We start from the raw sequence: 12031 nt of genomic DNA on the forward strand, positions 1-12031 counted from the left end.
GTCAGTGGCCCAGGTAGACGTCGATGACCTTCGGATCAGCCTGCACCTTCTCCATCGGCCCCTCGGCAAGGATCTTTCCCTGATGCATCACGGTGACCTTGTGCGCGATCTGCTTCACGAAGGCCATGTCATGCTCGATGACGATCACTGCGCGGTTCTGGCAGATGCGCTTGAGCAGCTCGGCCGTGAGTTCACGTTCGCGCGCGCTCATGCCGGCGATGGGCTCGTCGAGCATCAACAGCTCCGGCTCCTGCATCAGCAGCATGCCGATCTCGAGCCACTGCTTCTGGCCGTGGCTCAGCAGGCCGGCCTCGGCGTCGAGCTTGTCGGCAAGACCGATGTCCTCGGCAATGGCCTGCACCTTGTTCTTGACCTCGTCGTCGCACCTGAAAGCCAGCGCACCGAACACCGAGCGGCCCTTCGGGAATGAGACCTCCAGGTTCTGGAACACCGAGAGGTTCTCGTAGATCGACGGCGTCTGGAACTTGCGCCCGATACCCAGCCGCACGCGCTTGTGTTCGGCCATCTTCGTGAGCTCGGTGTTGTTGAACTTGATGCTGCCGGCGCTCGCGCGCGTCTTGCCGCAGATCAGGTCGAGCAGCGTGGTCTTGCCGGCTCCGTTGGGGCCGATGATCACGCGCAGCTCGTTGCGGTCGATGTACAGCGTGAGGTCGTCGATGGCCTTGAAGCCATCGAAGGACACGGTGAGGTCTTCCACGGCGAGCGCGAAGTCGGTGTTGCTCATGAGGGTGTGGCTCCGGGTTCAGGCGCGCTGGCTGCCGACGCCGTCGGGCAGCGTGGGTTCGGATGGTGTGGCTGTGGGCACCACGGGTGCTGCGGCCGCTGGTCGTTTGACTTCCGCATCGCGCAAGGCTTGGCGGCGCGATTTCCACCATGGCCGGATCTTTTCTTCCCACAAACCCGCGAGCCCCATCGGGAAGGCCATGGTCACGCCGATGAAGAGCGCCGCCATCAGGAACAGCCACAGATCAGGAAAGCTCTCCGAGAACAGCGTCTTGCCCGCATTCACCAGCAGCGCGCCATACACCGCGCCCACCAGGCTCATGCGCCCGCCCACCGCACAGAAGATCACCATCTCGATCGAAGGCACGATGCCCACGAAACTCGGCGACATGAAACCCACCTGCAGCGCGAACATCGCGCCACCGATGCCCGAAAGCGCGGCCGCCAGGCAGAAGATGAAGACCTTGAAGTTCGACACGTCGTAGCCCGAGAAGCGCACCCGGTCTTCCTTGTCGCGCATGGCCAGCAGCAGCGTGCCGAGCTTGCTGGTCTGCACCCAGCGGCAGAGCATGATGCTCGCCACCAGGAGGCCGACGCAGACGTAATACAGCACGTACTTGGCGCCGTCTGTGCGCGTGTCCCAACCCAGCATCGTCTTCAGGTCGGTCATGCCGTTCACGCCGCCCGTATAGCCCTGCTGGCCGATGATGAGCACGGTGCAGATGAGCGCCACCGCCTGCGTGATGATCGCGAAGTACACGCCGCCCACGCGCCGCTTGAACATCGCGAAGCTGATGAGCCAGGCCAGCGCCATCGGCGCCAGCACCACCAGCGCGAGACTCAGCGGCAGACTCTTGAAGGGCAGCCACAGCGTGGGCAGCTCGGTGATCTGGTTCCAGTCCATGAAGTCCGGAATGCCGGGCGTGGTCTGGATCTTGGTGGAGACCGGGTCGGACGCCTCCAGCTTGAGGAACATCGCCATCGCATAGCCGCCGATGCCGAAGAAAACGCCCTGCCCCAGGCTGAGCACGCCGCCGTAGCCCCACACCATCACGAGGCCCACGGCCACGAAGGCGTAGGTGAGGTATTTGCCCACGAGGTTGAGGCGGAAGATGTCGAGCGACAGCGGCAGCACCACCGCGAGCAGCAGGACCAGTAGCAACAGGCTGCCGAGCTGGTAGCGCTGGATCGAGGCCTTGATGAAATTCATCGGAACGTTCTCCAGGAGGGAATCGGATTCAGCGGCGAACCTTGACTGCAAATAGCCCTTGTGGCCGCAGCATCAGGATGAAGACGATCAGCGACAGCGTCAGCACCTTGGCCATCGAGCCGGTCATGAAGAACTCGGAGATCGACTGCGTCTGCGCAATGCCGAAGGCCGAGACCACCGTGCCGAACAGGCTGGCCGCCCCACCGAAGGTGACGACCAGGAAGGCGTCGACGATGTAGAGCGAGCCCGAGGTCGGCCCTGTCGAGCCGATGGTGGTGAAGGCCGCGCCCGCCATGCCCGCGATGCCGCAGCCGATGGCGAAGGTCAGGCGGTCGGTCCTCTTCGTGTCGATGCCGGTGGCGTTGGCCATCACGCGATTGGCCACCGTGGCACGCACCCGCAGGCCCCAGCGGCTCTTGTGCAGCGCGATCAGCACGCCGCCGGTGACCAGTGCTGTGAGCGCCAGCACGAACAGCCCGTTGATGGGAATGTCGAGGCCTTCATGCGGCGTCCACGAGCCCATGAGCCATTCGGGCAGCGTCGGGCTTACTTCCTTCGGGCCGATGAAGGTGCGGAAAATCTGCTGCAGGCCCAGGCTTACGCCCCAGGTGGCGAGCAGCGTGTCGAGCGGTCGCTTGTAGAGGTGGCGGATGAGCACCCACTCCACGATCCAGCCGACGATGAAGGCGAAGACGAAGGCCAGCCCGATGGCGATCGGGAAGTAGTACGGCATGAACTCGGGCGCCAGGCTTTCGGTGACGCGCGCGGCCAGGTAGATCGAGTAGGCGCCGATGGTCATGAACTCGCCATGCGCCATGTTGATCACGCCCATCTGGCCGAAGATGATCGCCAGGCCCAGCCCCATCAGCAGCAGCACCGCGAAGAGGCTCAGCCCCGCGAAGCCCTGCATGAGGCCGATGTTCATCATGTCCGACAGAGTCATGGCGGGAAGTCCGGAATGTTGGAGTTGCCCCCTCTCCCGCCAGCGGGAGAGGGTTGGGGTGAGGGCCGACGGCCTGCTTGCTGGCTTACTGGTAGCCCTTCGGGAACGGATCCGGCTTGATCAGCTCAGCCGACTCCGCCACCACCTTGAACGTGCCATCGAGCTGCCCCTGCCCGATGCGCGCCTTGCTCCACAGGTGGTGGTTCGCATCCAGCTTCACGTACCCCTCGGGCGCCGTCTTCAGCTCGATGCCCGGCGAGCCCGCCACCACCTTGTCCACGTCGAAGCTGCCGGCCTTCTCCACCGCCGCCTTCCACAGCCACGGCCCGAGGTAGCCCGCCTGCGTCACGTCGCCGATCACCGCATCCTTGCCGTACTTCGCCTTGAAGGCTTCCACGAACTTCTTGTTGTTCGCGTTGTCCAGCGACTGGAAGTACTTCATCGACGAGTAGAAGCCCGCGAAGTTCTCGCCACCCACGCCGGTCATTTCGTCTTCCGTCACGGCCAGCGTCAGCAGGAACTGCTTGTCGCCGGTGATGCCCGCGGCCTTCAACTGCTTGTAGAAAGCCACGTTCGAGCCGCCCACCACCGCCGCGAAGATGCAGTCGGGCTTTGCCACCTTGATCTTGTTGATCAGCGAGTTGAAGTTGGTGTGGCCCAGCGGGTAGTACTCCTCGCCCTTGACCGAACCCTTCTGGAAATTCTCGATGTGCTTGCGCGCGATCTTCATCGAGGTGCGCGGCCAGATGTAGTCGGAGCCCACGAGGAAGAAGGTCTTGGCCTTCTTCTCCTTCGCGCCCCAGTCCAGGCCCCAGATGATCTGCTGCGTGGCTTCCTGGCCGGTGTAGATCACGTTCTTGCTCTGCTCCAGGCCTTCGTAGAAGGTCGGGTAGTACAGCAGGCCGTTCTCTTTCTCGAACACCGGCAGCACGGCCTTGCGCGAGGCGCTGGTCCAGCAGCCGAACACGGCGGCGCAGTGGTCGTTGACGAGCAGCTTCTTCGACTTCTCTGCAAAGGTCGGCCAGTCGGAGGCGCCGTCTTCCTTGATGACCTTGATCTTGCGGCCGAGGATGCCGCCCATCGCGTTGATCTGGTCGATGGCGAGCTGCTCGGCCTGGATGGAGCCGGTCTCCGAAATGGCCATGGTGCCGGAAGACGAGTGCAGCTGGCCCACCGTCACCTCGGTGTCGGTCACAGCGAGCTTGGTGGTGTTCACCTTGGCCGTGGGGAACTGTCCTTGGCCGAAGCTGAGGCCGCTCAGGCCCAACACGGGCAACGCGGCGGCGCCCTGCAGCAGACGGCGGCGGCGCAATGCCAGGGCATCGAGAGAAAGATCGGAATCACGCGACATCAGGAAACTCCAGGCAGGTTGTTGGAAAGTGGGCCGCGCACCATCACAGTGCATCGGACGGTGCCCCGAGCACCATGGCTGGCACTTTAGAAATCACCTGCGTACTCGCGAATACGTCATTCAACGTAGCGGTGCGCAGGCGCCCTGCCTGCAGACTCGAAGGCACGACATTGGCGGCAATGCAACCAGGGAGCGCTTCTTGCTGTGTCCGCCCTCATGCCACCGCCGCCGCGAGAACCCGCCATGCAATCCGTCTCCGGACAGAAGATCTTTCGCATCCGCCGCGACTACAACGCCTGGGTCGCGAACGAAACGCTGGAGGACTACGCGCTGCGCTACACGCCGCGCAGCTTTCGCAAATGGTCGGAGTTCCGCGTGGCCAATGCGGCCTTCGGTGCCACCTCGTTCCTGGCGCTGGAGGCCATCGGCGGTGCCATCGGGCTGAGCTACGGCTTCTCGAACGCGCTGTGGGCCATCCTGGTGGTGGGGCTCATCACTTTCCTCACCGGCCTGCCGATCTCCTACTACGCGGCGCGCCACGGCGTGGACATGGACCTGCTCACACGCGGCGCGGGCTTCGGCTACCTGGGCTCCACGCTCACCTCGCTGATCTACGCGAGCTTCACCTTCATCTTCTTCGCGCTGGAGGCGGCCATCCTCGCGCTGGCACTGCAGATGTACCTGGACTGGCCGCTGTGGCTGCTGTACCTGGTGTCGTCCATCGTCATCATTCCGCTGGTGGCGCGCGGCATCACGCTCATCTCGGGGCTGCAGCTGTGGACGCAGCCGATCTGGATCGTGCTGTTCGTTTGCCCCTTCATCGCGGTGATGGTGAAGAAGCCCGAGCTCTACGCCGACTTCACCGGCCTCGTGGGCCGCACCTCCGACAGCAGCGGCTTCGACCCACTGATGTTCGGAGCGGCCGCCACGGTGGCCTTCTCGCTGGTGGTGCAGATCGGCGAACAGGTCGACTACCTGCGCTTCCTGCCCGAGAAGACAGCCGCCAACCGGGGCCGCTGGTGGGCCGCGGTGCTGATCGCGGGGCCGGGCTGGATCGTGCCGGGCATGCTGAAGATGATGGGCGGGGCCTTCCTTGCCTTCCTCGCGCTGCAGCACGAGATACCCGGCATCCATGCGATCGAGCCGACGCAGATGTACCTCACCGGTTTCTCGTACGTGCTGCGCGACCCGGCCTGGGTGCTGGGCATCACGGTGCTCTTCGTGGTGGTCTCGCAGATGAAGATCAACCTCACCAACGCCTACGCGGGTTCGCTGGCATGGTCGAACTTCTTCGCGCGGCTCACGCACAGCCATCCGGGGCGCGTGGTGTGGCTGGTGTTCAACGTGGTCATCGCGATCCTGCTGATGGCGCTCGGCGTGTTCGCGGCGCTGGAGCACGTGCTGGGTTTCTACAGCAACATCGCCATCGCCTGGGTCGGCGCGCTGGTGGCCGACCTGGTCATCAACAAGCCGCTGGGGTGGAGCCCGAAGACCATCGAGTTCAAGCGCGCGCACCTGTACGACATCAACCCGGTCGGGCTGGTGGCGATGCTGGTGGCCGCCGCGCTGGCGATGCTGGCCTACTCGGGCGTGCTCGGCCATTGGGCAAAAGCCTTCTCGCCCTTCATCGCGCTGGTGACAGCCATGGCCGTGTCGCCGCTGCTGGCCTGGCGCACGCGCGGGCGCTACTACCTCGCGCGCCACGACATCGACCGCTGGACGCCCGGCCAGAACGTGAAGTGCTCGGTATGCGACAACAGCTTCGAGTCGGAAGACATGGCGCACTGCCCGGCCTACAGCGCACCGATCTGCTCGCTGTGCTGCACGCTCGAATCGCGCTGCCACGACCGCTGCAAGACCGACTCGCGCGCGGCCGAGCAGATGAGCGGCTGGCTGCAGGCGCTGCTGCCGCCGGCGCTGTCGGCGCGGCTCAACTTCCGCGTGGCGCATTACCTGCTGATCGCCACCTCGCTCATTGCATTGCTGGCCACCGTGGTCGGCGTGGTCTATGCGCAGGAGGCGCTGGCGGGCACGAGCGATTCGGTCATGGCCACGGCCTTCCTGAAAGTGTTCGCGCTGCTCTCGGTGGTGGCCGCGGTCGCCGCATGGTGGGTGGTGCTGGGCAGCGAGAGCCGGCAGATGGCGCAGGAAGAATCGATGCGCCACAACAACCTGCTCGCGCTCGAGATCGAGGCGCACCGCCGCACCGACGCCGCACTGCAGACCGCCAAGGAAGCCGCCGAGGCCGCGAACCAGGCCAAGACGCGCTATGTGGCCGGCATGACGCATGAGTTGCGCACGCCGCTCAACAGCATCCTGGGCTACTCGCAGATCCTGCTCAAGGGCGACGCGGTCGCGCCCCCGCGCGAGGCGGTGCAGACCATTCACCGCAGCGGCGAGCACATGCTGGGCCTGATCGACGGGCTGCTCGACCTGGCGCGCATCGAGGCCGGCCGGCTGCAGCTCGAACCCGCGCCGCTCGCGCTGCCCGCGTTTCTCGACCAGCTCGTGCACATGGTGCGCCCGCAGGCCGAGAACAAGGGCCTGGCCTTCGTTTGCACGCATGCAGGGCGGTTGCCGCCGTGGGTGCACGCCGATGCGAAATGGCTGCGGCAGATCCTCATCAACCTGCTGACCAATGCCGTGCGATTCACCGACAGCGGTACGGTCACGCTGCATGTGGATGCGCGGCGCGAGGTACTGCGCTTCGACGTGGTCGACACCGGCATCGGCGTCGCGCCGCAGGACCATCAGCGCATCTTCCTGCCCTTCGAGCGCGGCGCAGCGGGCCGCCGCCGTGGCGAGCCGGGCACGGGACTGGGCCTCACCATCACCGGGCTGCTCACCTCGCTGATGGGCGGAGAGCTCAGGCTGGCATCGACATCGTCGCAGGGCAGCACCTTCAGCGTGCGCGTGTACCTGCGCGAGGTGGCCGACCCCGGCCCGCAGGCCAAGGCCGGCGCACCGCGGCAGCCCGTGTCGGGCTACATCGGCGCGCGCCGCACGCTGCTGGTGGTCGATGACCAGCCCGTGCAGCGCCAGATGCTGGCCGGCATGCTCGTGCCGCTGGGCTTCGAGATACGCGAGGCCGCAAGCGGCACCGAGTGCCTCGACAGCCTGCGCGAAGAATTGCCATCGGCCATCCTGCTCGACCTGACGATGGACGACATGGACGGCTGGCAGACCGCCACCTCGGTGCGCGCCTCGGGCTTCGGGGATATCCCGATCATCATCGTCTCGGCCAACATGTTCGAGAACAAGAACGAGCGACTGCAAGCGGCAGGCTGCCAGGCCTTTGTGGGCAAGCCGGTGATCGAGTCGGAGCTGATCGCCACGCTGGAGCGCCACCTCGGGCTCGAATGGCTGTCGACCGCCGATGCGCTCGCGCCTCTCGCGGGTGAATCAGAAGAAGCGCTGCAGCGCCCCCGGCAACTCGCTCTTTCGGAAGACGACCGCGCCGAACTCATGCGCCTCGTGCAGATGGGCCACGTGCGCGGCCTGCACACGGCGCTCGACCGGCTGGCAGCCGCCTCGCCCGCCGCCGCATCGACCTGCACCTGGCTGCGCGGCATGGTCGTGCGCTTCGAACTCGACAACCTCCGCAACGCACTGGCCGAAGATGCAGACACCCTCGCCCCCTGAATCGTCATCCGAACGGCCTGTGGTGCTGGTGGTGGACGACGCGCCCAGCAGCCTCGGCATGCTGTGCGACACGCTGGAAGCCAGCGGCTACACCGTGCTGGTGGCGGTCGACGGCGAGGCCGCGCTGCAGCGGCTCGAACTCGTGGTGCCCGATGCGATCCTGCTCGACGGCCTGATGCCCGGTCTCTCGGGCTTCGAGACCTGCCGGCGCATCAAGGCCAACCCGGCGCTCGCGCACATCCCGGTGCTGTTCATGACGGGCCTGTCGGAAACCTCGCACGTGGTCGAGGGCTTCGAGTGCGGCGGCGTCGACTACGTGGTGAAGCCGATCCGCGCTCAGGAGGTGCTGGCGCGGCTGCACACGCACGCGCGCAACGCCCGCATCACGCGCATGGCACGCGACGCGGTCGATGTGGCCGGCATGGGCGTGGTGTTCGTCGACACGCGCGGGCGCATCGCGTGGCGCTCGCCGCAGGCCGCGCTGTGGCTGCACGCGCTCGAAGACCCGGTGGCGCCGGGCCTGCTGCCCGCGTCGCTGGAACCGGCGCTGGCGCCGGGCGCGGCCATTGCCATCGGCACCGCCACGGGCATGCGGCTGTCGGTGCGCAACCTCGGCGCCGCGGCGCTCGGCGAGACGATGCTGCTGTTCGCCATCCAGCGTGAAGGCCCGGCGGCCCGGCTGGCCGATGCCGCCCTCACGCCGCGCGAGACCGAAGTGCTCTCCTGGCTCGCCAAGGGCAAGACCAACCGCGACATCGGCGACATCCTCGGCACCAGCCCGCGCACGGTGAACAAGCACCTGGAGCACATCTTCGAGAAGCTGGGGGTGGAGACGCGGGCGGCTGCGGCGGCGCTGGCGAGCGGTATGTAACCCCCATGGGGTAACCGCCCCAACGGCACGGGGCTATAGGTCGCGAATACTTTGGTTGCATTCAAAATGAGAACGCCACCGGAGTCAACAATGCTCTCAAGCCTTCTGCAGTTTCCTCCCCGCGAAAGTGCGTACAGGCGCAAGTTCCTGAACAACACGGACGAGAACCTCTTCATGGGCTCGTTCGAGAGCTTCGCGGCGGCCGAGGCCGGCGCGCCGCCCTCCAAAGCCGTGGGCTATGCCAATGCCGATGCGAGCGACCTCTACAGCCCGCAGATCTATTTCTACGACTATCCCGGCCTCTTCTGGCTGGGGCGCTCCATCGATGCGGGGCTGACGCGCGTGTTCGACCTCGGCGGGCACGTCGGCATCAAGTACTACGCATTCCGGCGCGTGCTGAGCTACCCCGCCACCCTGCAATGGACCGTGTGCGACGTGCCCGGCGTGGTCGAGAGCGGCCGCGCGATGGCCGTGAAGCGGGAAGCCACCGCGCAGCTCGGCTTCACCACCGACTACCGCGATGCGAGCGGCTGCGACGTGCTGTATGTCTCGGGCAGCCTGCAGTACCTGCCGACGCGCATGGACGCGATTCTTTCCGCGCTGGCCGTGAAGCCGAGGCGCATCGTCATGAACACCACGGCCGTGCACCCCGAGCGCACGATCTACACGCTCAACAGCATCGGCGTGGCCGTGTGCGCCTACCGCATCCAGCACCACGACGAACTCCTGGCCGATCTCGCACGCTCGGGCTACAGGAAGCGCGACGTGTGGCGCAACGAGGGCAAGCCGATCGAGGTGCCCTTCGTCGCTGGCGGCGACAAGCCGTACTACGCGGGCTGCTGCTTCGACCTCGTCGATTGATGCGCCAACCCGGCCGGCGGGAAAGGAGCGTCCCTGCCGGTCGATCAAGAGATGCGGCGTCCAGGCAGCCGCGATCCGCCGATGCACCCAACAAGCCGTGTCGCCTCGGTGATAACCCCGAATCCGCTGAAGGCGGAATGACAGCTCCGGCCTCTACGATAGGCAAACGACAGGCGGCCTCCAGGCCACTGGCCTTTTCTTCCTCCCGGAGACATCGTGACAAAGCCCCTTCCTTCCCCCTTCCTCGCTCTCACCCGCCGCGCTGCCTTGCCGCTGGTCGCAGCCCTCGCGCTCGCCGGCTGCGGCACCCTCGGCGGCGGCAACAAGCCTGCGGGCGAAGACATCCACGTCATGACCTCGGGCGGCTTCACCGCCGCCTACAACGACCTGCGCCCGGAGTTCGAGCGCAGCAGCGGCCGCACCGTCAAAACCGCCTATGGCGCCTCGATGGGCAACGCCACCGACTCGATCCCCAGCCGCTTGGCGCGCAACGAGCCGGCCGACGTCGTGATCCTCGCGCGCCCAGCGCTCGATGCGCTGGTGGCGCAGGGCAAGGTGGTGGCGGGCAGCCAGGTCGACCTGGTGCGCTCGTCCATCGGCTTCGCGGTGCGCAAGGGCGCGCCCAAGCCGGACATCGGCACGGTCGACGCACTCAAGCGCACGCTGCTCGCGGCACCGTCGATTGCCTACTCGGCGAGCGCGAGCGGCACCTACTACGAGACCGAGCTGCTCAAGAAGCTGGGCATCGAAGACCAGGTGAAACCCAAGAGCAAGCGCATCCTGAGCGAGCGCGTGGGCTCGGTGGTGGCGCGCGGCGACGCGGCGCTCGGCCTGCAGCAGGTGAGCGAGCTGCTGCCCATCGAGGGCATCGACTACATCGGTCCGCTGCCCGCCGAGGTGCAGCGCGTGACGGTGTTCTCGGCCGGCATCGCCACCGCATCGAAGCAGCCCGATGCGGCGCGGCAGCTGATCCGCTATCTCAACTCCCCGGCCGCGGCGCCGACCATCGCGAAGACGGGACTGGAGCCGCTGACGGCGCGTTGAGCCGCGAAACCACGGCCCGTAAACTGGCGGCCTTCATTCCTTCCCGACGAACGGACGCCATGACCACTCGGCCCTCTTCCATCCTCGTGACCGCCTTTGCGCCCAGCGGCACGCTGCGCGCCTCGATCAACCTCGGCAATCCGATCCTCGCCAACAAGGACGTCGCCACGGGTGAGCCTGTCGGCGTATCGATCGACCTTGCCCGCGAGTTCGCGCGGCGCCTTGGCGTGGGCGTCGAGCTGGTGGTGTTCGAGAAGGCCGCGGCCTCGGTGGACGCGGTGAAGAACGAGAAAGCCGACATCGGCTTCTTCGCGGTCGATCCCGCGCGCAGCGAAGGGCTGCGCTTCACGGCACCCTACGTGCTGATCGAAGGCAGCTACCTCGTGCCCGAATCGTCGGCGCTGACCGACAACGCGCAGGTCGATGCCGAAGGCCATCGCATCTCGGTCGGCTCGGGCAGCGCCTACGACCTGTTCCTCACACGCGAGATCAAGGCCGCCGAGATCGTGCGCCTCCAGGGTGCCGGCCCTGCGCTCGCCGCATTGCGCGCGGGCCAGGTCGAGGTGGCAGCGGGCATCCGCCAGCTGCTCGAAGGCGAGGCTGCCCGCGCGCCGGGTGTGCGTGTGCTGCCTGGGCGCTTCATGGTGATCCAGCAGGCGATGGGTACGCCGGCCAGCCGGGGCGCCGAGGCGCAGGCGCTGCTTGCTGCCTTTGTCGAGGAGATGAAGGCTTCGGGCTTTGTTGCCGATGCGTTGAAACGCCATCGCATCAAGGGTGCAATCGTTGCGCCGTAGTTGAGCGCTCCTGTTCAGGGCGCGTGCACAGGGCCGCCGGGTACTTCCCTCCACGAATGTCCCCGTCGGCGTGAGCGACGCCCCGAACACGCAGCGCGAATCAAAGCTTGTACGCCTCCACAGGCCCTTGCGAGTAGAACAGGAAGTACCCTGTCTGCGTCTTGAAGCCGTTCTTCTGCCACCCAGGAGGCACCTTGAAGATGCCGAGCTGGTCGCTCGAGATGCCGACGAAGGACGTGTTCTCCGTGTCGGTCGTGATGCGGCTCCAGCGCTCGCGCGTCACGGGCTGCATCTGCATCTTCGGCTCGCTCCATTCGGGCGTGCGCACCTTGTCGCGCATCACGTAGCGGTCGCCCTGCCGCTCGATCTTGACCAGTTCCTTGAGCGCACCGTTCTGCTTCACGGCGTAGACCCCGACCAGTTCGGCCTCCGGCCCGCCATTGCTTGCGCCGCAAGCGCCCAGCAACATGGCGCAAGCGCCCATGGCCAACCATTTCAATGCTGTATTCATGATGATCCCGGTGTGATGAGGCGCGCGCCGCCCTGCAGGCATGCCGGACGGTGCGCGCCG

At 66.3% G+C, this 12031-nt stretch carries 10 protein-coding genes; 5 read left to right on the top strand and 5 right to left on the bottom strand.

Features of this window, described 5'->3' with window-relative positions:
- Nucleotide 1 precedes the first annotated feature (1 nt).
- From urtD to urtA, 4 genes are all read right to left on the bottom strand, one after another.
- Nucleotides 2–745: an urea ABC transporter ATP-binding protein UrtD gene (gene urtD, locus ACCD11_RS01890; RefSeq protein WP_413312033.1), complete on the bottom strand. Its 744-nt coding sequence runs from the start codon at nt 743–745 to the stop codon at nt 2–4.
- Between the two features lie 18 nt (nt 746–763).
- Nucleotides 764–1954 carry an urea ABC transporter permease subunit UrtC gene (urtC, locus tag ACCD11_RS01895; RefSeq protein ID WP_413312034.1) on the bottom strand — a complete coding sequence of 397 codons (1191 nt, stop codon included), beginning with the start codon at nt 1952–1954 and terminating at the stop codon, nt 764–766.
- A 28-nt stretch (nt 1955–1982) separates the two neighbouring features.
- Nucleotides 1983–2897, bottom strand: coding sequence for an urea ABC transporter permease subunit UrtB (urtB, locus tag ACCD11_RS01900; protein ID WP_413312036.1), 915 nt, complete (start codon nt 2895–2897; stop codon nt 1983–1985).
- 85 nt (nt 2898–2982) lie between these two features.
- Nucleotides 2983–4248 (bottom strand): urea ABC transporter substrate-binding protein, encoded by a 1266-nt coding sequence (gene urtA / locus ACCD11_RS01905; RefSeq protein WP_056592157.1) that lies wholly within the window; start codon nt 4246–4248, stop codon nt 2983–2985.
- A gap of 243 nt (nt 4249–4491) precedes the next feature.
- On the opposite strand from urtA, the gene ACCD11_RS01910 reads away from it, so the two are divergent.
- From ACCD11_RS01910 to ACCD11_RS01930, 5 genes are all read left to right on the top strand, one after another.
- Nucleotides 4492–7890: an ATP-binding protein gene (locus tag ACCD11_RS01910; RefSeq protein ID WP_413312039.1), complete on the top strand. Its 3399-nt coding sequence runs from the start codon at nt 4492–4494 to the stop codon at nt 7888–7890.
- Nucleotides 7868–8761, top strand: a complete 894-nt coding sequence (locus ACCD11_RS01915) for a response regulator transcription factor (RefSeq protein WP_007834970.1) — start codon at nt 7868–7870, stop codon at nt 8759–8761. Before ACCD11_RS01910 ends, ACCD11_RS01915 begins: the two co-directional genes overlap by 23 nt.
- A 90-nt stretch (nt 8762–8851) precedes the next feature.
- Nucleotides 8852–9622, top strand: a complete 771-nt coding sequence (locus ACCD11_RS01920) for a TIGR04325 family methyltransferase (protein ID WP_413312041.1) — start codon at nt 8852–8854, stop codon at nt 9620–9622.
- A gap of 216 nt (nt 9623–9838) precedes the next feature.
- Nucleotides 9839–10666 carry a substrate-binding domain-containing protein gene (locus ACCD11_RS01925; protein WP_413312043.1) on the top strand — a complete coding sequence of 276 codons (828 nt, stop codon included), beginning with the start codon at nt 9839–9841 and terminating at the stop codon, nt 10664–10666.
- Nucleotides 10667–10725: 59 nt separating this feature from the next.
- Nucleotides 10726–11460 (top strand): transporter substrate-binding domain-containing protein, encoded by a 735-nt coding sequence (locus ACCD11_RS01930; RefSeq protein WP_413312045.1) that lies wholly within the window; start codon nt 10726–10728, stop codon nt 11458–11460.
- A 100-nt stretch (nt 11461–11560) separates the two neighbouring features.
- Here the strand turns inward: ACCD11_RS01930 and ACCD11_RS01935 are convergent, their stop codons facing one another.
- Nucleotides 11561–11971 carry a hypothetical protein gene (locus tag ACCD11_RS01935; RefSeq protein WP_413312046.1) on the bottom strand — a complete coding sequence of 137 codons (411 nt, stop codon included), beginning with the start codon at nt 11969–11971 and terminating at the stop codon, nt 11561–11563.
- Nucleotides 11972–12031: the final 60 nt, after the last annotated feature.

The sequence above is a fragment of the Variovorax sp. Varisp36 genome, from assembly GCF_047304235.1.
Taxonomy (GTDB): domain Bacteria; phylum Pseudomonadota; class Gammaproteobacteria; order Burkholderiales; family Burkholderiaceae_C; genus Variovorax.

What these genes read in the sequence shown, in the direction of transcription:
- urtD (WP_413312033.1), bottom strand. Translation starts at nt 745, where the DNA reads ATGAGCAACACCGACTTCGCGCTCGCCGTGGAAGACCTCACCGTGTCC.
- urtC (WP_413312034.1), bottom strand. Translation starts at nt 1,954, where the DNA reads ATGAATTTCATCAAGGCCTCGATCCAGCGCTACCAGCTCGGCAGCCTG.
- urtB (WP_413312036.1), bottom strand. Translation starts at nt 2,897, where the DNA reads ATGACTCTGTCGGACATGATGAACATCGGCCTCATGCAGGGCTTCGCG.
- urtA (WP_056592157.1), bottom strand. Translation starts at nt 4,248, where the DNA reads ATGTCGCGTGATTCCGATCTTTCTCTCGATGCCCTGGCATTGCGCCGC.
- ACCD11_RS01910 (WP_413312039.1), top strand. Translation starts at nt 4,492, where the DNA reads ATGCAATCCGTCTCCGGACAGAAGATCTTTCGCATCCGCCGCGACTAC.
- ACCD11_RS01915 (WP_007834970.1), top strand. Translation starts at nt 7,868, where the DNA reads ATGCAGACACCCTCGCCCCCTGAATCGTCATCCGAACGGCCTGTGGTG.
- ACCD11_RS01920 (WP_413312041.1), top strand. Translation starts at nt 8,852, where the DNA reads ATGCTCTCAAGCCTTCTGCAGTTTCCTCCCCGCGAAAGTGCGTACAGG.
- ACCD11_RS01930 (WP_413312045.1), top strand. Translation starts at nt 10,726, where the DNA reads ATGACCACTCGGCCCTCTTCCATCCTCGTGACCGCCTTTGCGCCCAGC.
- ACCD11_RS01935 (WP_413312046.1), bottom strand. Translation starts at nt 11,971, where the DNA reads ATGAATACAGCATTGAAATGGTTGGCCATGGGCGCTTGCGCCATGTTG.